At 53.1% G+C, this 20,905-nt stretch carries 22 protein-coding genes and 1 tRNA gene; 17 read left to right on the top strand and 6 right to left on the bottom strand.

Going from position 1 to position 20,905, the window contains the following annotated elements; translation table 11 throughout:
• Positions 1-16: 16 nt before the first annotated feature.
• Positions 17-478, top strand: coding sequence for a GNAT family N-acetyltransferase (locus tag ACTJI9_RS10455; RefSeq protein ID WP_370878849.1), 462 nt, complete (start codon positions 17-19; stop codon positions 476-478).
• Positions 479-486: 8 nt separating this feature from the next.
• Here the strand turns inward: ACTJI9_RS10455 and ACTJI9_RS10450 are convergent, their stop codons facing one another.
• Positions 487-1,701 carry an MFS transporter gene (locus ACTJI9_RS10450; protein ID WP_307286319.1) on the bottom strand — a complete coding sequence of 405 codons (1,215 nt, stop codon included), beginning with the start codon at positions 1,699-1,701 and terminating at the stop codon, positions 487-489.
• A 221-nt stretch (positions 1,702-1,922) separates the two neighbouring features.
• Here ACTJI9_RS10450 and ACTJI9_RS10445 point away from each other — a divergent pair, with 221 nt between their 5' ends.
• From ACTJI9_RS10445 to ACTJI9_RS10435, 3 genes are all read left to right on the top strand, one after another.
• Positions 1,923-2,987, top strand: a complete 1,065-nt coding sequence (locus tag ACTJI9_RS10445) for a histone deacetylase family protein (RefSeq protein ID WP_440807816.1) — start codon at positions 1,923-1,925, stop codon at positions 2,985-2,987.
• A gap of 37 nt (positions 2,988-3,024) precedes the next feature.
• Entirely contained in the window at positions 3,025-4,368 is a 1,344-nt protein-coding gene (locus ACTJI9_RS10440; protein WP_115054686.1) for an MFS transporter, read from the top strand.
• 62 nt (positions 4,369-4,430) lie between these two features.
• On the top strand, positions 4,431-6,383 hold the full coding sequence (locus ACTJI9_RS10435; RefSeq protein WP_440807813.1) for a DUF4139 domain-containing protein: 1,953 nt from the start codon (positions 4,431-4,433) through the stop codon (positions 6,381-6,383).
• Between the two features lie 6 nt (positions 6,384-6,389).
• On the opposite strand, the gene ACTJI9_RS10430 is transcribed toward ACTJI9_RS10435, so the two are convergent.
• Positions 6,390-7,379 carry a zinc-dependent alcohol dehydrogenase family protein gene (locus tag ACTJI9_RS10430; RefSeq protein ID WP_440807810.1) on the bottom strand — a complete coding sequence of 330 codons (990 nt, stop codon included), beginning with the start codon at positions 7,377-7,379 and terminating at the stop codon, positions 6,390-6,392.
• A 103-nt stretch (positions 7,380-7,482) separates the two neighbouring features.
• On the opposite strand from ACTJI9_RS10430, the gene ACTJI9_RS10425 reads away from it, so the two are divergent.
• On the top strand, positions 7,483-8,367 hold the full coding sequence (locus tag ACTJI9_RS10425; RefSeq protein WP_440807808.1) for a LysR family transcriptional regulator: 885 nt from the start codon (positions 7,483-7,485) through the stop codon (positions 8,365-8,367).
• A 70-nt stretch (positions 8,368-8,437) separates the two neighbouring features.
• On the opposite strand, the gene ACTJI9_RS10420 is transcribed toward ACTJI9_RS10425, so the two are convergent.
• Positions 8,438-8,743 (bottom strand): hypothetical protein, encoded by a 306-nt coding sequence (locus ACTJI9_RS10420; protein WP_115054819.1) that lies wholly within the window; start codon positions 8,741-8,743, stop codon positions 8,438-8,440.
• Between the two features lie 335 nt (positions 8,744-9,078).
• On the opposite strand from ACTJI9_RS10420, the gene ACTJI9_RS10415 reads away from it, so the two are divergent.
• The 9 genes from ACTJI9_RS10415 (at position 9,079) to ACTJI9_RS10375 (ending at position 17,299) form a co-directional block, all read left to right on the top strand.
• Complete coding sequence (locus ACTJI9_RS10415; protein ID WP_440807805.1) at positions 9,079-10,101, top strand: LacI family DNA-binding transcriptional regulator; 1,023 nt, start codon at positions 9,079-9,081, stop codon at positions 10,099-10,101.
• Between the two features lie 38 nt (positions 10,102-10,139).
• A complete protein-coding gene (locus ACTJI9_RS10410) occupies positions 10,140-11,090 on the top strand; it encodes an ABC transporter substrate-binding protein (RefSeq protein ID WP_115054691.1) in 951 nt (316 codons plus the stop codon).
• Entirely contained in the window at positions 11,087-11,908 is an 822-nt protein-coding gene (locus tag ACTJI9_RS10405; RefSeq protein WP_336440472.1) for an ATP-binding cassette domain-containing protein, read from the top strand. The genes ACTJI9_RS10410 and ACTJI9_RS10405 overlap by 4 nt, the downstream gene beginning before the upstream one ends.
• A complete protein-coding gene (locus ACTJI9_RS10400; RefSeq protein WP_307281986.1) occupies positions 11,905-12,903 on the top strand; it encodes an ABC transporter permease in 999 nt (332 codons plus the stop codon). The genes ACTJI9_RS10405 and ACTJI9_RS10400 overlap by 4 nt, the downstream gene beginning before the upstream one ends.
• 5 nt (positions 12,904-12,908) lie before the next feature.
• Positions 12,909-13,976, top strand: a complete 1,068-nt coding sequence (locus tag ACTJI9_RS10395; RefSeq protein ID WP_307281989.1) for a phosphotriesterase family protein — start codon at positions 12,909-12,911, stop codon at positions 13,974-13,976.
• Between the two features lie 63 nt (positions 13,977-14,039).
• On the top strand, positions 14,040-14,807 hold the full coding sequence (locus ACTJI9_RS10390; RefSeq protein ID WP_440807798.1) for a glutamine amidotransferase: 768 nt from the start codon (positions 14,040-14,042) through the stop codon (positions 14,805-14,807).
• Between the two features lie 58 nt (positions 14,808-14,865).
• Positions 14,866-15,708, top strand: a complete 843-nt coding sequence (locus tag ACTJI9_RS10385; protein WP_115054696.1) for a BtpA/SgcQ family protein — start codon at positions 14,866-14,868, stop codon at positions 15,706-15,708.
• Positions 15,709-15,712: 4 nt separating this feature from the next.
• Positions 15,713-16,363 (top strand): TenA family protein, encoded by a 651-nt coding sequence (locus ACTJI9_RS10380; protein ID WP_440807796.1) that lies wholly within the window; start codon positions 15,713-15,715, stop codon positions 16,361-16,363.
• A gap of 18 nt (positions 16,364-16,381) precedes the next feature.
• On the top strand, positions 16,382-17,299 hold the full coding sequence (locus tag ACTJI9_RS10375) for a ribokinase (RefSeq protein ID WP_440807793.1): 918 nt from the start codon (positions 16,382-16,384) through the stop codon (positions 17,297-17,299).
• A 28-nt stretch (positions 17,300-17,327) separates the two neighbouring features.
• Here ACTJI9_RS10375 and ACTJI9_RS10370 read toward each other — a convergent pair.
• Positions 17,328-17,418, bottom strand: a tRNA-Ser gene (locus ACTJI9_RS10370).
• A gap of 428 nt (positions 17,419-17,846) precedes the next feature.
• Here ACTJI9_RS10370 and ACTJI9_RS10365 point away from each other — a divergent pair.
• From ACTJI9_RS10365 to ACTJI9_RS10355, 3 genes are all read left to right on the top strand, one after another.
• A complete protein-coding gene (locus tag ACTJI9_RS10365) occupies positions 17,847-18,170 on the top strand; it encodes a hypothetical protein (RefSeq protein ID WP_115054718.1) in 324 nt (107 codons plus the stop codon).
• 35 nt (positions 18,171-18,205) lie between these two features.
• A complete protein-coding gene (msrA, locus tag ACTJI9_RS10360; RefSeq protein WP_115054719.1) occupies positions 18,206-18,871 on the top strand; it encodes a peptide-methionine (S)-S-oxide reductase MsrA in 666 nt (221 codons plus the stop codon).
• A 175-nt stretch (positions 18,872-19,046) separates the two neighbouring features.
• Positions 19,047-20,054: a BMP family lipoprotein gene (locus ACTJI9_RS10355; RefSeq protein WP_115054720.1), complete on the top strand. Its 1,008-nt coding sequence runs from the start codon at positions 19,047-19,049 to the stop codon at positions 20,052-20,054.
• Between the two features lie 32 nt (positions 20,055-20,086).
• On the opposite strand, the gene ACTJI9_RS10350 is transcribed toward ACTJI9_RS10355, so the two are convergent.
• Together ACTJI9_RS10350 and ACTJI9_RS10345 are read right to left on the bottom strand one after the other, a co-directional pair.
• Positions 20,087-20,563 carry a GNAT family N-acetyltransferase gene (locus tag ACTJI9_RS10350; protein ID WP_115054721.1) on the bottom strand — a complete coding sequence of 159 codons (477 nt, stop codon included), beginning with the start codon at positions 20,561-20,563 and terminating at the stop codon, positions 20,087-20,089.
• Positions 20,564-20,776, bottom strand: a complete 213-nt coding sequence (locus ACTJI9_RS10345; protein WP_115054722.1) for a SlyX family protein — start codon at positions 20,774-20,776, stop codon at positions 20,564-20,566.
• Between the last annotated feature and the right edge of the window lie 129 nt (positions 20,777-20,905).

The following is a 20,905-nucleotide window of genomic DNA, read 5'->3' as shown; positions in this document are numbered from 1 at the left end:
CGTTGAATTGTTGGAAGTGAGACTATCAAGCGCATCGGACCACGCTGCCCTGGCTGCTCTATTCGAGGAAATGCAAGCGCACTACGATGTACCATGCCCGCCGCGCGAGAAAATACTCGAAGGCTTGGCCTCGATGCCAACAGGTACAGAAATTCTTGTTGCCACCCAGCGAGAGATTGTGGGCTTTGCTGCGATCACGCCAGTCTATCCGGGACCCGGTCTTGGGTCTGGCCTGTTTCTCAAAGAGCTTTTTGTTTCAAAGCAACACCGCGGATCCGGCGTGGGAAAAAGCCTGATACAGGGGCTGGCAAAATTGGCGCTTGAGCGGGGCCATGCACGCATCGACTGGACAGCCGATCGCGACAACCCGCGCTTGCGTGCCTTCTATGAAGGGTTAGGCGGCGTCCCGAAGCCGGAAAAGTTGTTCTATCGTTTCGAGGGATCGGCCTTGCATGAAGCAGCAAAGCAGGGTGGTTAGCTGCCTCGTTAGGGCTTGGGCCGGATGATCCATCCATAAAGCGCACTGCCGGCAAGTAATATGCTCGTGCCAAGAAAAACCGCTCGCATGCCGAAATGCCCACCGACAAATCCTCCCATGAGCGGACCGATGACTTGGCCTGCATATTGCGAGGATGTCGCATAGCCAAGAATGTTGCCCGCAACTCTATCTGGAACATTGTGGCGGATAACACTGGTTATGCAGGGAAGGAGCCCTCCAAGAGATAGTCCCATCAGAAAGCGCAAAATGACCAGCTGCCAGCCCTCGGTCACAAAAGCCTGAGGGATCAGCAGCAGGGCAGATATGCCGAGAGCTGCAACGATAACATTCCAGTGCCCGATACGATCCGCCAGTCTGCCCAGTCTGGATGCGGACAACACGCTGCCTAGCGCTGCCGCAGACATCACGATACCTGCAACCATGGTTACATGGGCCGGGTTGTCTACGAGTTGTGCTACATAGACTGTGATGATGGGTTCAATGGACATGGTAGCGAGCATCAAAAGCATTCCCGCCAGTAGCATGACAATTACCGGGCGCTTGTCCGGGATTGCCTTCCATCCGCTGTTCTGCTTTTGCGTCTGGCTTTTGGGCGGCCGCTTTTCTTCCTTGATAAAGAGGCTTGTTGCGAGAAATGTGACAAAGATGACCCCACCTATCAGCCAGAATGTTGCGCGGATGCCAATCAGCGGAGGCAGGCCGCCACCAATCAGAGGCCCGATAAGGTTTCCTGCCATGATGCCCGAGGCAAGCGTACCCAGAGCCCAGCCAGTTCTCGCTTTGGGCGTTTGTGTGGCTACAAGGACAGTCGATCCGGATGCGTAACCACCAAGCAGGCCGGTGAGCAGCCGAAGGACAATGAGATGCCAGACCTCTGTGGCCATGCCCATCAAAGACATGGCAATGGCCATGCCAAGGCTGGCGCGGATCAGCATCAGCTTGCGTCCATAGATATCTGCAAGACGGCCCCACAATGGAGCGACCAGAGCGGCGGTGAAGAAGGTTGCGCCATAGGCGATGCCAGACCATTGGACGATCGCGGCATGACCTGTCTCCCCCAACTGTTCTATGTAGAGCGGTAAAAAAGGCAGTATCAAAGTCATCGCAACAATTGTTGTGAACGACCCGAGAAGACAGACCAATAGATTCTGCTTCCAGTAAATTGATTCCCCTGAACTCGAGTCTGTGTCCGTGTCAGTCAATTCATCCAACTATATTTGCCGTGGGCAGCTCATTCTGAACGGGAAATCTTCCGTAGCTCCTAGACATTGCAGTTATGGTTCGGGAGAGCAATCATGGATCAACATTGGAGCAAGCAATCGCAGGTTAGTGAGAGCGCGTTGATCATTATTGCAAGTCCAAACTTGCATTGTTGGCCCCAGCGAATAGGCTCTGAGCCGACTCACGGCAAATAGCATCGAAAATGAGTATCATGAAACTTTTCTTTTCCAGCCAGCAAATGGCTCATCAGCCTAAACAATATATGGTAAATGGCCGAATTACCGACCCGCTGGAAAATCCGGAACGTGCCCAAACCCTGATAAAAGCGCTGACTGATCTTGGACTTTCGCAAGAAGCGACCGGTGACGCGGGACTTAATCCCATACTTGCCGTTCACGCGGACCACTATGTCGAGTTTTTACAGACGGCATATGACCGGTTCATGCAACTGCCAAATCATGGCCCTGAAGTTCTGCCGAATGTGAGTGCGTATCAAGGCGCAGATCAAAACTACGCTACCCGTCCAAGACCAAGACCTGTTGGTGTGCTTGGACAGGCTGGCTGGTACATTAACGGGCTTTCCTGCGCCATGATGGAAAGCACTTATGTTTCGGCTTATGCCTCTGCCCAAACGGCGATCTCTGCTGCCAATGCTTTGTTGAGTGGCGAGAAGGCAGCCTTTGCTCTTTGCCGCCCTCCGGGCCATCATGCCTATGTCGATCGCGCCGCAGGATTTTGTTACTTCAACAATGCGGCAATCATTGCGCAACATTTGCGTCAGCAGCACGAGCGTGTGGCAATCATTGATTTTGATACACATCACGGCGACGGAACACAGGCCATATTCTACAGCCGTGATGATGTTTTCGTTGGTTCAACCCATACCGATCCTTCCAACTACTATCCCCACTATAGTGGTTATGCGGATGAAACCGGCGCCGGTAGCGGCCTTGGTGCGAACCTCAATTTACCGCTGGCGGAAGGCAGCGGTGATGATGCCTTCATTGATGCCAATCGCAGGCTTGCGGCCGCAGTGGCCGATCATGGTGCTTCGGCGCTTGTTATCTCAGCTGGATGGGATGCGCACCACGAAGACCCACTTTCCCGGCTTACCGTGACGACAGCGGCCTATGCCGAAATAGGAGCAATCTGGGGAGCCGCTGGCTTGCCTACCGCAATCGTGCAGGAAGGTGGTTATTCGCTCAGCGCCGTATCGGAAGCTGCGCCACGTTTCATGGCCGCCTATCAGGCTAATAGAACAATATGAGTGACTGCGGTCACTATATCGTCACCGGGGAAAGTAGATGAATCAGATCGCAGCAAAACGCCAGCCAATTCGTGCCGCAATAGGTGCCTTTGTCGGCACCATGATTGAGTGGTACGATTTTTATATTTACGGCACTGCTGCTGCTTTGGTTTTCGGGGATGTCTTCTTTGCCTCGCAAGATCCTGTGATGGGGGTGCTTGCGTCCCTGGGCACGTTCGCTATTGGATTTGTGGCAAGACCTGTCGGCGCGCTTCTTTTCGGCCATTTTGGCGACAAGGTCGGACGCAAGAATTCTTTGATCATAACTCTTCTGCTGATGGGCGCCGCAACAGTGCTGATCGGTGTTTTGCCCAGCTATCACTCCATCGGTATGTCGGCGGCAGTTATGCTTGTGCTGCTGCGCCTCGTACAGGGCGTGGCAGTCGGGGGCGAGTGGGGTGGTGCTGTGCTGATTGCCGCCGAACATGCTCCACCTCGCTGGCGGACTTTTCTCGCCTCAGCACCGCAATATGGAAGCCCGATTGGGCTTATTCTTGCAACGCTGGCCTTCCGTACAGTGTCTGATCTGCCGCAAGAAGACTTTTTGAGTTGGGGCTGGCGAATCCCCTTCCTGCTTAGCGGCATATTGATCATCTTTGCTTTCATCATTCGCGCGGGCATCAATGAGAGTCCTGAGCTTGAAGAGCGATTGAAAGAGAAGACGGTACAAAACGTCATCCCGGCCAAGGAAATTTTTCTAACGAAAAAGAAGTCGCTGGTGCTTGGCATGGGACTTTGTCTGCTCGGTGTCGCAGGCTTCTATTTCATCACCACATTGATGATGACATTCACAACAACATCGCTTGGAATCAACCGCTCTGACATGCTGGAGCTTGTTTCATGGGTCGGCGTTATTGAGCTCTTTGCATTTCCTGCCGGTTCATACATTGCTACGCGGTTTGGCGAGCGCTTTCTCCTGATTGCCATGTCCGGAGCGGCATTGCTTTTTGCGGTACCAATGATGATGCTCATCATTACCGGTAATCTAACCAATATTTACATTGCTATTCTGGTCGCAACCGTGTTTCTCGCCGCCCATTACGCAGTTATGGCACCGTTTCTGACCCGGGCGTTTCCGGTCCATCTGCGTTATACAGGCATCTCGCTATGCTCTTCACTTAGCGGTGCAATATTCAGTGGTCTTACGCCGGTTATCGGTGTCTGGCTCGTTCACACCTATGGTGTCCAGTGGGCACCGCTGGCGGGTCTGTTCATTTTCATCGCTGGAATAAGCTTCCTTTGCAGCATTTTCCTTCCCGTAGAAGATAGCGGATCGGAATCTTTTGCTGCGCGAGCAGCCGAGAGAATGCAGAAGATTGAGACTGAGCCTGCCAAATCTTAAATTCTTCACCTTTCCCAGATAGGGGCGTGATTGTCACTTCGACACATTGGGGAGAACTGTCCATGGCATTGAAACGTCAGCTTTTGCCGGTTTTGCTTTTTCCGTTGATCTGCACGACTGCATTGGCCGCCGTGAACGGACCCGTAAAATCCGTGACGCTATCATCGGGCGGCCTGTCGGAAATTGTTCGCTCCGCCAATGTTGGCGATAATAGCGAGATTACGATCAATGTTCCGCTGGATCAGGTAGATGACATCCTGAAAAGTCTCATCATCAGAGATGCCAATGGCAAGGTTAAAAATCTCTCATTGGCGGGTCCTAATCCGCTGGAAGAAACGTTTCGTACACTGCCCTTTAGCGTTGATGATCTGAACTCGCTTCCCCGATTGCTGAATGCCGTAAAGGGCACGGGCATCCGCATAGCGGGAGCGCGCGAGCTCGAAGGCAACATACTTGGTGTCGAATATCAAACCGGCGCAAACGGTGCACAAAATGCGGTTCTCTCCATACTTACCGTCAAGGGAGACATCACGACGGTCCCGCTCGACAGTTCAGTATCTGTTGAAATTTTGGACAAGACTCTGAACGCTAAAATAGCCGACGCAACTCTTGTCGCAGGCAAGGGAGCCGTGGATGGCTCCCGCACAATTAAAATCGAGCTGGATGGGCAGGGTACCCGCACCGTAGACATTTCATATGTTGTCTCGGCCCCGATCTGGAAAACCAGTTACCGCATGGTGACGGGTGAAAATGGCACGGCGCGGCTACAGGCCTGGGCCATATTCGAGAACGCTTCTGGCGAAGATTGGAACGACGTTTCTATCGTGCTTTCATCGGGGAAACCCGTCACGCTGAAGCAGGCGCTTCACAGGCGCTACTGGAAAGACCGGGCTGAACTTGTCGTCGATACATCCGCGCAAAATCCTGCAATTGCAAGTCTGGGCACCTCTCGCAGACAAAAGCTGGCACAAGAGCAGGATGCGGCAGCCGGCTATGCAGCCCCCGCTCCAGAGATGCAGATGCCACAAAGGCCAATCGAAATGGCTCCAGCCGCACAGCAAACCGCCATTGAGGAGCAGGAGGTTACGTCCAACTTCTCCCTTCCAGGTCAATTTGATCTGAAGAACGGCGAAACAATTTCCGTGCCTTTGCTTGACAAGGACGTGAAGGTTGAAATGGTTTCGGTCTATCAGGTCGGTCGCAGTGGTGAGCACCCGACAGCTTCTGTCATGCTTGAAAATGATAGTGGTTCCAGTTTTCCGCAAGGCATATTGACCGTCTATAATGGCAAGTCCGGCTATGTGGGAGATGCTCAGATAGCTGGAATGCCATCTGGCGAAAAGCGGGCTGCCAGTTTTGCGCTTGATCAAAAGGTTTCAGTGGGTGCCGACACGAAACCTCAAAGGATGATCACTTCGATAAAGGTCGTTGATGGAATCATTCATGCAAAGACGCTGTTACGGGAAGTAACTATATTTACAGTGAATGGTGCAGCTGATGGTGATCGCACTGTGCTCATCGAGCAGGAGAAACGCCCGGGCTGGACATTCAGGGCCGAAAATACCGCCGATTCGACGCTGACCCATGACCGCGTTCGTATTGCCTTGAAGGCAGGCGAAACGCGCAATGTAGAAACGGTCAGTGAGCAAACTCAGGCTGAAGAATTTGCATTATCGGATGCCGCTCCTCAGATGATAACAAGTTGGGCTGATGCCGCGGAAGATCCGGAGGTAAAAACCAAGCTGAAAGAATTGGCGGAAGCCCGAATGAAGCAGGTCGATGCCCAAGAGGCGCTTGACCGCGTTCAACGAGAGTATGATCAGGTAGCTGAATCTCAGGATCGTACCCGCGAGAACTTGCGAGCTGTACCCAATGGCGATCTTCAAAGCAGATATCTGGCGCAAATGGGTGAAGAAGAAGACCGTCTGGGAGAGCTGCGCAAGGAGCGGGATGCCGCGCAGGAAATCATCGGGAAGTTCAACGAGGATGTTACGCGGATTATCCGTACATTCTAGGCATACTCAAAGCGTCACGACGATTTTGCCGAATTGCTGGTTTGACTGGAGAAAGTGGTGCGCTTCAATAATATCATTGAATGCAAATGTTCTTGCGATGACCGGCCGCAAACCGCCAGATGCCAACCCGGCCAGAATGAATGACTTCGCAGTATCCAGTCTGTCTTGATCATTGATAACTTCGTGAACAAGATAACCGCGTAACGTTAGTCGTTTGCTTAGGACATTGAACAATGGAAAGGGGGTGGGTTCGTTGCTTAACCCGCCATATTCGATAAGAATGCCGCCGTCGCACATTGCAGCGGTCAGTGGTTCAAATATGGGGCCGCCAACAGCGTCCAGCACCACCCTTACGCCTTTGGTCTGCGTAATCTCCTCCAAGCGTCTCTCTAGATTCTCCTCTTGCGAGGCAATGACGTAGCCCGCCCCATGGTCAAGCAATGCACGCGCTTTGCTAGATGTTCGCGTAACCGCAATTGGCGTGGCGCCTACCATGTTTGCAATCTGGATTGCAGCGAGTCCAACGCTGCTGGATGCTGCGGTGATGACCACAAAATCATTCTTATGCAAGCCGGCAATATCGATCAAAGCACCATAGGCGGTAAGATATTGCATCCAGAGAGCGGCAGCCTCTACCCAGCCAAGCGATGGCGGATGCTTGACGAGCAGCCTTGCTGGAAAAGTTGCGACTTCGCCGTAAGCAGGCCAACGAACCATTGAGACGGGCGGAATAACGCTGACAATGTCACCTGGTGCAAAATCATCTACGCCTTCGCCTACCGTTTCGACAAAACCCGCAGCTTCCAATCCCAACCCTGAAGGCAAGAATGGGGTTTCAATGTAGCGTCCCATGCGTAGCAGAGTTTCAGCGCGATTGAGACCCAGCGCTTTAATGCGAAGACGTACTTCGCCACGGCCAAGTGCTGGTAGATCAACGTTTTCGATGCGTAGAACTTCCGGGCCACCAAATTCATGAAAGCGAACGACGCGAGCCATAAGTCAAAACTCCAAATTATTTGAATTGAATAGGGTATGACAGGAGTTGGATTGGCGATAAATATGCTTAAAAGTAATGCAGTAGAAACTGAGAGTTTCGAATATGGATCGTCTTCTGAGTATGGCCGTATTTGTTAAAGCCGTAGATCTGGGCTCGTTTGCGGCAGCCGCTGAAGAACTCGGCCTGTCGGGACCAATGGTTGGAAAGCACATCCGCTTTCTCGAAGAGCGACTTGGTTTGCGTCTCCTCAACCGGACGACACGCCGCCAAAGTCTGACGGATTTTGGACATGTCTATTATGAGAGTTGCCACATTATTCTTGCCGAAGTGGATGCAACCGATGCACAGGCGGCTGATCAGCTTTTGGAGCCTCGCGGAAAATTGCGCGTGACGATGCCGGTGCATTTCGGGCGGCGTTGCGTAACGCCTGTCTTGCTGGAACTGGCGCGGAAATATCCCGCGTTGGAGCTGGATTTATCCTATAATGATGACTTTTACGATCTTGCGGAAAACGGTTTCGATCTGGCGGTTAGAACGGGTGCCCCTGAAGACAGGGCCGGTGTGATCGCGCGCCGTATCGCACGTCAAGAAATGATCGTATGCGGGTCGCCGTCTTATCTCGAAAAGCATGGCAAACCTGAACAGATTATTGATCTCAATCAACACCAGGCCATCATGTACCGCCGTTCCGGCCGGATACCCCCATGGAGTTTTCCGGGAGGCGAGACGCTGGTGCCGATCAATCGAATACGTCTCGACGACCTCGATGCTATTGCCGACGCTGCCAGCAGCGGGATAGGACTGGCCTGGCTGCCAAGCTGGCTGGTGCGGGACCGTCTGCAAGAAGGGACGCTTGTCCAACTCTTATCCGATCAGCCCGGGCTGCCTTACGATTGCTATGCGATGTGGCTGCAGACGCCTCATTTATCGTTAAAGGTACGCATTGCTGTGGATGCGTTGGCAATCGCGCTGCCGAAGATGATGTAGCCATTCAATGACCAGTCGGGATGGGAAAAGCAGCCCTTCGCATGTCGGTTTTTCGAATCGACGCGAGTGCTTAAATTCCTGAACCGTCTAGCTGCTTCGCGTCGTCGCCTTCCCAAGGTAGGGGCATGGATGTACGATTCAAATTAGCTGAGGGCATCGGCATCCAGCACTTCAGTTCCGGTTCGGCATATTCGACGATGCGGCCAGGCGAGGAATCGGAGGCGCGCCAACCTTCAGCACCGAACTGATCACCATTAGACCAGTAAGCGAGATCAACTTCCGCCTGTCCCTGTTCGGATGGACGGATTGTTACAAGGATGCGACTGCCGTCTTTCGGTGCGCTCGCCATGTGACGCCAGCGGTTTGGCTCATCCATCGTTTTCTCTTGTCCTGCCATTGTTGCAAGTGTCGCCTCACTGTTGAAAGCCGTCAAGACAAACTTTTTAGAGGGACCGGGGTGAGTTCAATCACCCGTGCATCGCGTCGTGGTCAAGGTGACTAGGACAAAGTGTACCTGGTTGGAGACAGTCCATTCAGCCGGTGGTGCTGGTTTGCTTGAGAGCTGGGTCAGCGACAGCGTACTGGCGACGATGAACGTCGCGGTGTGCGAATAATTTAAAAGCTGCAAGAAAACGTAATTGACAACCAACGGAAAGTGATATCATTCTTGTAAATCGGTTTACTAAACCGCTTTACAATGGGATTTTGCTCTTGGTTAAGCGAACGATGCCAAGTTTGAAAGATGTAGCCGCCGCTGCGGGTGTGTCAGTGACGACGATCTCGCGCTTCGTAAATGGCAGCCTTGATCTGCCCCACAACACCAAGAAACGCATCGAAGATGCGATCACCACGCTCAAATACGTTCCAAACCCACATGCGCGGCGGTTGAGCATGGGGCGCTCCGATACGATTGGTCTGGTAGTACCGGAAATCGCCAATCCATTCTTCTCTACATTCGTGGCAGCGGTGGAGCAGGCTGCGGACGAGAAAAAGTTGGCTGTTTCGCTGCATGCAACGCTTAACCGACCGGGCCGGGAAATAGAATATCTCCAGCTCATCGAGCGGAATCATGTCGATGGCTTGATTTTTGTCACAAACCATCCTGACGACGGCGCGCTTGCCAATCTGATCAATCGTTCCAGCAAAGTCATTGTGGTCGACGAAGATATCCCTGGCTCCAAAGCGCCAAAGCTTTTCTGTGACAATGATCATGGCGGATATCTTGCTGGACTGCATCTGGCTGGCCATGGGCACAGGCATGTCCTGTTTATCGGTGGAGATGAGCGCATGATTAGTGCGCGTCGCCGTTTCGATGGCGTGATGAGAGCTCTTCGCGAGCACCATGCAGGTCTGGCCCGGGTGGACCGCTACGCCGGTGAATATACCATCAATTACGGCCGTCAGGCTGCGTTGCGTTTCCTCGAAGAACGCCATGAGGCCACCGCGATTTTTGCCAGCTCGGATGAAATCGCCATTGGCCTGCTGGAAGTGTTCAAAGATAGGGGCGTCTCAGTTCCGGGCGACGTATCGATGATCGGTTTCGATGATGTCGGGCCCCTGCATCTCTTCGCGCCTCCGCTGACGGTGATCCGCCAGCCAGTCCGGCAGCTTGGCAGTCGGGCATTGGAACTGCTTCTGGAAACAAACTGGCAAGAGTGGAAACCCTCCGCTTCGGAAGAGCTTTTGCCTGTCGAAATCGTGGTGCGGAACTCCGTTGCTCCGCCAGCGAAATAACAAAAAAGCGACGGCTAAAAACAACAGAGGATGAGAACATGACTTTGAATCTAACAAGAAGAATGATGATCGCGCTGGCAGGGTTTACCATATTAAGCTGTGCCGTTTCGGCCTCCGTGGCTCAGGAGAAAAAGACGATCGCGCTGGTTCAGATCAACCAGCAGGCGCTTTTCTTCAACCAGATGAACGAAGGCGCACAGAAAGCGGCCGATGCAGCCGGTGTGAAGCTGGTGATTTTCAACTCCAATAATGAACCAACGGCACAGAACAGCGCTATCGAAACCTATATTCAGGAAAAGGTTTCTGGCCTTGCTGTAGTTGCTATCGACGTCAACGGACTGATGCCTGCAGTCAAGCAGGCAGCGGATGCGGGTATTCCCGTTGTCGCTATCGATGCCATCTTGCCGGCGGGCCCGCAAAAAGCGCAGATCGGCGTGGACAACGCGACGGCGGGTGCCGACATGGGCAAGTTCTTCCTTGACTACGTCAAGACAAACATGGCCGGCAAAGCAAAGATCGGCGTCGTTGGAGCGTTGAACTCCTACATTCAGAATGTCCGTCAGGAAGGTTTTGAAAAGACGATCAAGGGTACTGATGGTATCGAGATTGCCGGAGTCGTTGATGGACAGAACGTTCAGGACAATGCGCTTTCGGCGGCAGAAAACCTTATCACCGCCAATCCTGACCTGACTGCGATCTACGCGACAGGCGAACCGGCACTTATGGGAGCCATTGCTGCTGTTCAAAGCCAGGGCAAACAGGATACGATCAAGGTCTTCGGTTGGGATCTGACGGCGGAAGCCATCGCAGGCATTGATGCCGGATTCGTTGCAGCTGTCATCCAGCAGGACCCGTCGGCAATGGGAGCAGCGGCTGTGGATGCCTTGCAGAAGGTGGCTGCCGGCCAGGCTGTTGATCAGAACATTTCCGTGCCGATTACCATCGTGACAAAAGCCAATGTCGATCCATACAGGGCTGTCTTCAAATGAACCAGAACGGCCGGCAGGTAGCGGCCGTCGTTCACTCCGGAGGGGGCGCTCCCTCCGGAGGTGGAACAAGCGGCGAGACTGATTCCAATCCCCGCGTCTCGTTGCGCGGTATCCGTAAATCCTTTGGTTCGCACCAAGCCTTACGCGGTGTCGATCTAGATATCTTTCCTGGCGAATGCCTTGGATTGGTCGGCGACAATGCGGCAGGGAAATCCACCTTAACCAAGATCATCTCAGGAACCTATATTCCCGATGGCGGCACGATGGCGATCGAAGGCGAGGAAGTTCGTCTGTCCGGACCCGCCGATGCGCGCAATCGGCACATCGAAATGGTATTTCAGGATCTCAGCCTCTGCGACCAGATCGACGTTGTCGGCAATCTCTTTCTGGGCCGTGAACTCAGCAAGGGCATGTTTCTCGACAGCAAGAAAATGCTGACCGAAGCGCGCGCGATGCTGGACGCTTTGGAAATCAGAATTCCAAAGCTGACGGGTAAGGTCGCGCAACTCTCAGGCGGGCAGCGTCAGGCCATTGCCATTGCCCGCGCCGCATCGTTCAAGCCCAAGGTCTTGATCATGGACGAGCCTACATCGGCACTTGCAGTTGCCGAGGTTGAAGCGGTGCTGGCACTGATTAACCGGGTCAAGGCGCAGGGCGTCTCGGTCATTCTCATTACACATCGTCTTCAAGACCTCTTTCGGGTCTGTGACCGGATTGCCGTCATGTACGAGGGCACGAAGGTTGCCGAGCGGCAGATCGGCGGCACTAATCTTGAAGACCTCGTGAAGCTGATTGTCGGTGAGGGAGCCAGACAATGACCGTTTATACAGAGCGTGGCCAGGGGTCGCGCATTGCAGATTTCTTCGGCGAGCATGCGCAGGTTCTTTCGATTGCTGTGTTTTTTGCCGCCTGCATGATCTTCTTTTCAGTTGGCAGCGAGACTTTTCTAACCTCCGGAAACATTCTCAATATCATCCGGCAGGCTGCTCCGATCTTGATTGTCGCCATCGCCATGACCTTCGTCATCATCACCGGAGGCATTGATCTTTCCGTTGGTTCTCAGGTTGCGCTGATCAATGCAGTCGCCGCTGTTGTGATGGCGATGGGCTTTCCGTGGCCTGTTGTGGTGGTTGCAATGATCGTACTGGGCGGTGGATTAGGATTTGCACAGGGCTGGTTCATTGCCTATCAGGGCATCCCGGCATTTATCGTCACGCTGGCAGGACTCTCGATTCTGCGTGGCTTTGCCCTTTATCTCACCCAAGGTTATTCTATCCCAATTCAGGATGCGCCGGGGTTCTTTGCTTTGGGACGGGGTATCGTCGCCGGGTTTCCGGTACCCGCGATCATTGCCGTCGTTATTTCCTTTCTAGGTTATGTGGCGATCCGGTCGACAAAATACGGACGTCAGGTTGTGGCCGTCGGCTCCAACATGGAAGCTGCCCGCCGTGTCGGCATGCCTGCCAGATGGATCATCGCATCAGTGTACATCATATCCGGCGTGGCATGTGCGATCGCGGGTCTGCTGATTGCAGCCCGGCTGGGGTCAGGCTCGTCCAACGCTGCTGTGGGTTTTGAACTACAAGTGATTGCCGCTGTCGTTCTCGGGGGAACTTCCTTGATGGGCGGCCGGGGGACAATCATAGGCACGGTGCTTGGAACGTTCACCATTGCGGTCATCGGCAATGGCTTGATCCTGATGCATATCTCGCCCTTCTTCACACAGATCGTCACAGGCGCAATTATCCTTGTCGCCATCTGGTTGAATACCCGGATATTCACCGCGAATTTCCGGTTCGGCAGAAAAGGCTGACTTCCATGAGCAAAGATCTCTCGGAAGCCCATATCCATTCCGGCAAGGTGATGACCGTCAACGGGCCGATAGCCTCGGAGAAGCTTGGCATTACCTTGATGCATGAGCATATTCTGAACGACTGCCGGTGCTGGTGGCATGCGCCGAAGACCCCGGAGCGCCAATATCTTGCAGGCGGTTTTGTCTGCATCGAAATACTGGGCGAGTTGAAGCAGGATCCTTTCGTCAACAAGCATAATATTACGCTTGATGATGAACCGCTGGCGGTAACGGAGCTGAAGGCCTTTGTCGCTGAGGGTGGGCAGACAGTTGTAGAGCCAACCTGCCGGGGTATCGGCCGGAACCCGCTTGCCTTGAGGCGTATTGCCAAGGCGTCCGGCCTCAATGTGGTGATGGGAGCCGGATATTATCTTGGCTCCTCGCACCCCCCTGAGGTTGCGGCAATGACCGTTGAAAATATAGCGACGGAGATTGTCCGCGAGGCGGTGGAGGGAGTGGACGGGACCGATGTCAGGATCGGATTGATCGGCGAAATCGGCGTCTCTTCGGACTTCACTGCTGATGAAGAGAAGTCATTGCGTGGCGCTGCTCAGGCGCAGGTGCGAACCGGCCTGCCGCTTATGGTGCATCTGCCTGGCTGGTTCAGGTTGGGCCACCGCGTCCTCGATATCGTTGCGGAAGAGGGTGCGAACCTGCGGCATACGGTTCTGTGCCATATGAACCCTTCCCATGACGATTTTGCTTATCAGAGCGAACTCGCCGCCCGCGGCGCTTTCCTCGAATATGATATGATCGGCATGGACTTCTTCTATGCTGATCAGCAGGTCCAGTGTCCAAGTGATGAAGAGGCAGCACGGGCCATTGTCCGCCTCGCAGATGTCGGTCATCTCGACCGGGTGCTGCTGTCTCACGACGTTTTCCTCAAGATGATGCTGACCCGATACGGTGGCAATGGCTATGCCTATGTCTTGCGTCATTTTCTGCCGCGGCTGCAACGCCACGGTCTGGATAAAGCGGCTCTCGATCAAATGATGCGAGCCAACCCCCGCTCAGTTTTTCACGCAGGTGTTTAACGCGAGTTGCCTGTCCGGAGTCTTGGGAAGGACCCGGAAATTTTAAGAAAGAATGGTAAGACGATGACAAAGAAAGTACTGCTCGTTGGCGAGAGCTGGGTTAGTTCTGCAACACATTACAAAGGTTTCGATCAGTTCGGCAGCGTTACCTTTCATCTTGGTGCCGAACCATTGGTCAAGGCGCTCGCGGGTAGCGATTTCGAACTGACCTACATGCCCGCGCACGAAGCGGTTGAGAAATTTCCCTTCGAAATGGCCGGTCTGGACGTGTATGACGTCATCATCCTTTCCGACATAGGTGCAAACTCGCTGCTGTTGCCACCCGATGTCTGGCTGCATTCCCGCACAGTCCCTAACCGCCTCAAGCTGATCAAGGCCTGGGTCGAAAAGGGCGGCTCGCTCTTGATGGTTGGCGGATACTTCTCCTTTCAAGGCATTGATGGGAAGGCCCGCTGGCGGCGCACTGCGGTGGAAGACGTCCTTCCTGTTACCTGCCTTCCTTACGACGATCGTGTCGAGATACCGGAAGGAACGACGCCGAAGATCGAACTACCGGATCACCCAGTTATGGCCGGGCTCGATGGCGAATGGCCGTTGCTTCTCGGTGTCAACGAGGTCGAGCTTCGCGATCGGGAAGATGTGGAGGTAATCGCACGCCTGCCTGACGATCAGGGCGGGCATCCGCTTCTGGTTCTCGGACGTTTCGGCAAAGGTAAGACCGCGGCATGGACATCGGATATTGGCCCGCATTGGCTATCGCCTGCATTCTGCGAGTGGGAAGGTTATGGCAGGCTTTGGAAAAACATTCTCGGTTGGCTAACGCGCGACTGAAGACAGGCGTCTGGGACAACCAGCAGACAGATATGAAGTCTCCATGAAAGGGAAAAACATGCAAGCAATATCGGATCGCGAATCCAATGCTGTGCAGGAAATATTCGGCACCAATAAGGTGCTCATCGGGATGATCCATTGCCCGGCATTTCCCGGTTCTCCACGATATAGGGGCGCCGATATGAATGTGATCTATGACGCGTGCATGCGCGATGCCGAAGCTTGCATTGAAGGCGGCTTGCATGGTCTGGTCATCGAAAATCACGGCGACATTCCATTTTCGAAGCCGGACGATATCGGTCCTGAAACAACGGGTTTCATGTCCGTGGTGACGGACCGTATCGCAAGCGCCATTGGCGTTCCACTTGGGATCAATGTCCTTGCCAATGCACCAATTCCGGCATTCGCCATTGCCATGGCAGGCGGAGCAAAATTCATCCGCGTCAACCAGTGGGCCAATGCCTATGTGGCGAATGAAGGGTTCATGGAAGGACGCGCCGCCGAAGCCATGCGTTACCGTTCCATGCTGCGGGCAGAGCATATCAAGGTATTTGCCGACAGCCACGTCAAACATGGCAGCCATGCTATTGTTGCCGACCGTTCAATCGAGGAACTGACCCGCGATCTGGCATTCTTTGATGCAGATGGCATCATTGCTACAGGCCAGCGGACGGGCAACAGTGCAACGATGGAAGAGATCGACGAAATCGGCTCTGCTACGCACCTTCCACTGCTCGTTGGATCCGGCGTAACCAAGGACAATATCGTAGATATTCTTGGTCGCACCAATGGCGTTATTGTTGCCTCATCACTCAAGTATGATGGCGTGTGGTGGAATGCGGTGGATATCGATCGCGTAAAGGCATTCCGCAAGGCGGCGGAGCCAGGTTTGGAGGCCTGAACCGATGGCAACCGAAACCCTCTCCGAACGTATTCTTCGCGAAAACGCGGGCGTTCTTGAAGAGATGATCAATCATCGCTTTGTCGTGGACATCAAGAACGATGTATTGAGCAATACTGTATTCGAGCGCTACCTCGTTTATGAGGGGGCTTTTGTTGATACGGCAATTTCCATCTTTGCTTTCTCTGTGGCAAAAGCGCAGACCATCGAGCAAAAGCGCTGGCTTGCAGCAGTCGTTATCGCTCTTGCAAATGACCAGATGGCTTATTTCGAGCGGACCTTTGCCAGCCGTCGTATCGATCCCTCATCGTTCGATACCAGTATACCGGCCGTCAAAAACTTTTGTTCGGGCATGCTCGCCATCGCCAAGGACGGTGAGTTTCTCGATATTATCGCAGCAATGTTTGCGGCAGAATGGATGTACTGGACTTGGTCGAAGGAGGCGTCTGCCTGCAACATCAGTGACCCGCTTTTAAAGGAATGGGTTGCAATGCATGTGGATCAGGCATTTGCGGATCAGGCCACGTGGCTCAAGGATCAGCTCGATATGGCAGGTGAGCAGGGGCTCCCTGAAGGCTTGTGCGTCCGGCTAAGCAGTATTTTTGGCTACGCGATGCAGCTTGAAATTGATTTTCACGACGCGCCATATCTCTGACTTCAAGGAAGTGACCGCATGCGTGCCTATGTAATCGGCAATATTGCCATGGATGAAACGATCATTGTCGATGAGCTTCCTATCTCCGGCGCTTCGATCCTTGGGCATGTGGGCGCGCACGATCTCGGAGGAAAGGGGACAAACCAGGCTGTCGTAATGGCGCGCTGCGGCATTCCCACGGTACTTGTGGCTCCGGTGGGGCAGGACTCGAGAGCTGCTACGATCCGCAAACATCTTCAGGGGGAGCCCTTGACCAGCGAACTCATCAGCATCGAGGGGATATCGAGCGACATTTCTCTTATTTTCCGCCTGCCAGACGGAGAAAATGCGATCGTTACGACAACGGACTCTGCTCAAAGGCTATGCGCTTCACATGTTGCGCCCGCTCTGGCGGAAGCCAAACCAGGCAATCTTGCCATTCTGCAGGGAAATCTTTCCCCCGAGGCGACGGTAGGAATTCTTCAATTCGCTAAATCGCTTGGCATGATCACCGCCTTCAATCCGTCGCCACAGCGGTCATTTTTCTCGGATATTTGGGCGTTGGTGGATATAGTGTTTCTCAATCGCGGGGAAGCGCAGGCTTTAACAGGTGCTAAAGGTGAAGCTGCCGCCAAATATCTCCTGCAAAAAGGAATTCAAGAGGTGGTTCTAACTTTGGGGAGTGAAGGTGCCTTGCTGGTGAACAGGCGGGAAACTATCGTAGTGGCTGCATCACCTGGTATGGTTGTCGATACGACCGGAGCTGGCGATACGTTCATGTCCGTCGCTTTGGCATCATCTTTAAAACGCGGCTGCCAACTTGATAGAAAAGCGCTCGAACATGCGTCTCAGGCAGCGGCAATCACTATATCGAAAGTTGGTACACGCTCCGCTTTCCCCACAACTTCAGAACTCGATCAAATTCTGAGTGACGGCCAGCTGGATGCTCTCAACTAACGGATAGTTCTGCATAAAATTGGAATAATGGCGGAGAGAGCGGGATTCGAACCCGCGTTACGCTATTAACGTAAACACACTTTCCAGGCGTGCGCCTTCAACCACTCGGCCACCTCTCCGCAATACGCCCAGCACATAACTGATCGGGCTAATTATGTGCAACCGAAAAGACCGGCTGCAAGAGCACCGTCAACCATCGGCCACTCATTCTTCGATACAGACACAGCGCTATACGATGGTTAGTCGGCAGCTACCCTGTGCGGCGCGCACTATAGCCAGAACAAGCACTTGTTCAACTCCTAATTCAATATATTTTTGATTTACGGCAAAATCACCATTTTATCATTTAATTACAATGGGTTATAGGTATAGATATGGCTGACGGCTCCTCGGAGGTACACGGCGCGCAATTCTGTTCACGTCGCAACGGATCGCAATCATGTCCAGAAAAGCGATTCCGGTTTCCGGGGTTTTGCGTTAGAGGATAGAAGATCAAGCGATCCAACATCCTTTCAGGTGAAGGACGTTTCGCCCTTGGAGAAGAATATTGCTACGTCTTATTTTCAGGCTTTTAGCCTATATCTGCCTTAGCCTGGCTATTATTGCCGCTGTGCTGGATGCCGCCAGATCAGTTGGCGCATCCAACCTGGTCATCACGTCGCTGAGAGATAGCTGGCAATCGGTTTCAGCCAACTCTTTTGCACTTGTCGAAACAAGCATCAGAACCCATTTATACAGCATATTCTGGGACCCGTTGATGCTTTGGGTACTGGACGCGCCGACAGTTCTCGTCTTCGCTCTTCTCGCGCTGTTGTTATACGCGATAGGTTACAGACGCGCCGACAAAACAGGCAGGTTCGCTGCCCGCTGAAGCATCGTCGAAGCCCATCCACCGGAGGTAACGCAATGTCCATATTCAGCATGCTGAGCAAGAAATCCGAAATGCCGACGGCAGAGCAGGCGTTGCCTGGCCGTTCATCGCCAATTGCAACCGCAGAAACGCATTTTGTTAATGGGCGCCCATTAAAAGGCCCTTGGCCTGACAATCTGCAAACCGCCATGTTCGGAATGGGTTGTTTTTGGGGCGTTGAACGTCTGTTCTGGCAAGTGCCCGGCGTCTATCTGACTGCCGCGGGCTATACTGGCGGAATTACACCAAATCCAACCTATCAGGAAACGTGTACCGGTCTGACCGGCCACAACGAGGTGGTACTGGTGGTATTCGATCCGGCGATCGTTTCGTATGAAGAGCTGTTGACGATATTTTGGGAAGAGCACGACCCAACCCAAGGCATGCGGCAGGGCAATGATGTCGGTACAACATACCGTTCCGGAATCTATACTTTCACACCAGAGCAACAGGCTGTGGCTGAGGCAAGCCGCGCTGATTACCAAAGCGCACTAACGGCCAAAGGGCGCGGAACTATCACCACCGAGATTCTCGAAGCACCGATATTTTACTATGCCGAGGACTATCATCAGCAATATCTGGCCAAGAATCCCGACGGTTATTGCGGGCTGCGTGGAACAGGAGTCTCTTGCCCGATACCGAGTGCCAGAGCAGTGAATTAACCTGGGTAAAACGGGTTTCGATCTGAATTTTGATCACTTGGCAAAATTCCGCGTGAATTTTGCTTAATGGCATGCAAGATTGACGTAGGTGCGGCGGGTTGAATGCCTCGCCGCAATGGTCTAGGGCACAGCGGAAAGTTGTGTCCTCAAACAAAATCCAGAGGGTTGCTATAAAATGAAGCGTATTGTTCTTGGTCTCCTGGCTGCTACGGCATTGCCCCTGATATCACTTGGAGCAGCGAACGCTGCGGACGACAAACCCGCTTTGATTTATGATCTGGGCGGCAAATTCGATAAATCATTCAACGAAGCTGCATTCAATGGCGCTGAAAAATATGCAGCTGATTCCGGCGTGAAATATCGCGAATTCGAAATCCAGAATGAAGCTCAGCGCGAACAAGCGCTGCGCAAATTCGCATCGGATGGCAATTCGCCGATCGTCATTGCAGGCTTTTCCGCTGCTGCCGCGATTGAAAAGGTTTCCACGGAATTCCCCGATACTAAATTTGTTATTATCGATGCTGAAGTTAAACAGCCCAATGTTCGTTCGGTCATATTCAACGACAATGAAGGTTCCTATCTCGTCGGCGTCATAGCTGCCAAAGCTTCCAAGACTGGTACTGTCAGCTTTATTGGCGGAATGGACGTTCCGTTGATCCGTAATTTTGCCTGTGGCTATGTAGGCGGCGTTAAAGCGACGAATGCGGATGCCAAGGTCATCCAGAACATGACCGGTGATACGCCGGCTGCCTGGAATGATCCGTCAAAAGGTGGCGAGATCGCCAAATCACAGATGGATCAGGGTTCTGATGTCATTTTCGCTGCAGCGGGTGGCACTGGTATTGGCGTTCTTCAGGCGGCAGCTGATGCCGACAAGCTAAGCATTGGTGTTGATTCCAACCAGAACGGGTTGCATCCGGGCAAGGTTCTGACCTCGATGCTCAAGCGTGTTGATGTCGCCACCTATAACGCCTTCAAGGATGGTGCCGACGGCAAATTTACTGCCGGTGTGAGCTATCTCGGCGTCAAAGAAGGCGGTGTTGACTATGCTGCCGACGAGAACAATGCCAAGCTTCTGACGGATGATATCAAGGCAGCTGTCGAAGCCGCCAAGGCCGATATCATCTCCGGCAAGGTGAAGGTGCACAGCTATTTTTCAGATAATGCTTGCCCGTACAAATAAAACGACGCATCAAAGTTGAAAAAAGCCGCCGGTCAGATCATCGGCGGCTTTTTTAATGGCTTTTTCATTATCCACATTCCGGCATTCTCACCGTCTAGCTCTTCTATTTTTTGCCAGCCTATACGTTCATAGTAGCCGGTCTCAGACGTATAGAGATAAAGCTGCTGATGGCCTTGCTGTTGTGCAATCTTTTCCGTTGCTTCTACCATGGCCTTGCCAACGCCGATCAAGCGCATTTCCGGCGTAACATACAGGCTTGCGAGCCAAGGCTGCAGATGAGGATGCGTTTCAAGATCGTTGTCGATCAGCAATGACAGGCCCACAGGCAAGCCGGACACAAAGCCGACAAGTGCTTTCTGGCGACTTTCAGAATTAAGAAAACCAAGGAAGCTATCAATGATTTCTTCCCGGCTGCGGCCGCCGTCACGGCCCCAGGTTATATAATTCCAGCGCGCACATAATGGCACGAGTTCGGGGTGGTTTTCGAGCAACTCTACTTTTGTCATCATTTAATAATGAGGGGGTTTGGTTACGGGCGTATCTTCGGAGGTCTGCTCCTCCAAGACAAGAAAACGATCTGTCAGGGCGTCCAGCTTGCGCCGCATTGCCTCAATAGTTTTCCATTGTTCGGTTAGCTGACCAGAGAGTTCGTCAATCGTATGTTCTTGCTCGGTCACCAGGATTTCAAGCCGCGTAAGGCGGTCATTACTTTCGGCTGTCATTCCCGTCTCCGTTGCTTCTTTTTCTGTCCCGCGTTTTGATATTTGAACAAGTTGATAGCCATTGCGTCAAGGTATGAAGAGATGATAGCGGCTGTTGAATGTTGCTTTTCTTGACTGGAAAGAAAAAAT

This window comes from Phyllobacterium sp. 22552, assembly GCF_052044585.1.
Lineage (GTDB): Bacteria > Pseudomonadota > Alphaproteobacteria > Rhizobiales > Rhizobiaceae > Phyllobacterium > Phyllobacterium ifriqiyense.
The sequence above is the reverse complement of the archived record's forward strand: the minus strand, read 5'-3'. Positions and strand labels throughout refer to the sequence as shown.

Excerpts from the sequence above, each read along its gene's own strand:
- ACTJI9_RS10355 (WP_115054720.1), top strand. The coding sequence starts at position 19,047 with ATGAAGCGTATTGTTCTTGGTCTCCTGGCTGCTACGGCATTGCCCCTG.
- ACTJI9_RS10405 (WP_336440472.1), top strand. The coding sequence starts at position 11,087 with ATGAACCAGAACGGCCGGCAGGTAGCGGCCGTCGTTCACTCCGGAGGG.
- ACTJI9_RS10345 (WP_115054722.1), bottom strand. The coding sequence starts at position 20,776 with ATGACAGCCGAAAGTAATGACCGCCTTACGCGGCTTGAAATCCTGGTG.
- msrA (WP_115054719.1), top strand. The coding sequence starts at position 18,206 with ATGTCCATATTCAGCATGCTGAGCAAGAAATCCGAAATGCCGACGGCA.
- ACTJI9_RS10395 (WP_307281989.1), top strand. The coding sequence starts at position 12,909 with ATGAGCAAAGATCTCTCGGAAGCCCATATCCATTCCGGCAAGGTGATG.
- ACTJI9_RS10400 (WP_307281986.1), top strand. The coding sequence starts at position 11,905 with ATGACCGTTTATACAGAGCGTGGCCAGGGGTCGCGCATTGCAGATTTC.
- ACTJI9_RS10410 (WP_115054691.1), top strand. The coding sequence starts at position 10,140 with ATGACTTTGAATCTAACAAGAAGAATGATGATCGCGCTGGCAGGGTTT.
- ACTJI9_RS10375 (WP_440807793.1), top strand. The coding sequence starts at position 16,382 with ATGCGTGCCTATGTAATCGGCAATATTGCCATGGATGAAACGATCATT.
- ACTJI9_RS10420 (WP_115054819.1), bottom strand. The coding sequence starts at position 8,743 with ATGGATGAGCCAAACCGCTGGCGTCACATGGCGAGCGCACCGAAAGAC.
- ACTJI9_RS10445 (WP_440807816.1), top strand. The coding sequence starts at position 1,923 with ATGAGTATCATGAAACTTTTCTTTTCCAGCCAGCAAATGGCTCATCAG.
- ACTJI9_RS10380 (WP_440807796.1), top strand. The coding sequence starts at position 15,713 with ATGGCAACCGAAACCCTCTCCGAACGTATTCTTCGCGAAAACGCGGGC.
- ACTJI9_RS10350 (WP_115054721.1), bottom strand. The coding sequence starts at position 20,563 with ATGATGACAAAAGTAGAGTTGCTCGAAAACCACCCCGAACTCGTGCCA.
- ACTJI9_RS10425 (WP_440807808.1), top strand. The coding sequence starts at position 7,483 with ATGGATCGTCTTCTGAGTATGGCCGTATTTGTTAAAGCCGTAGATCTG.
- ACTJI9_RS10385 (WP_115054696.1), top strand. The coding sequence starts at position 14,866 with ATGCAAGCAATATCGGATCGCGAATCCAATGCTGTGCAGGAAATATTC.
- ACTJI9_RS10430 (WP_440807810.1), bottom strand. The coding sequence starts at position 7,379 with ATGGCTCGCGTCGTTCGCTTTCATGAATTTGGTGGCCCGGAAGTTCTA.
- ACTJI9_RS10435 (WP_440807813.1), top strand. The coding sequence starts at position 4,431 with ATGGCATTGAAACGTCAGCTTTTGCCGGTTTTGCTTTTTCCGTTGATC.
- ACTJI9_RS10440 (WP_115054686.1), top strand. The coding sequence starts at position 3,025 with ATGAATCAGATCGCAGCAAAACGCCAGCCAATTCGTGCCGCAATAGGT.
- ACTJI9_RS10390 (WP_440807798.1), top strand. The coding sequence starts at position 14,040 with ATGACAAAGAAAGTACTGCTCGTTGGCGAGAGCTGGGTTAGTTCTGCA.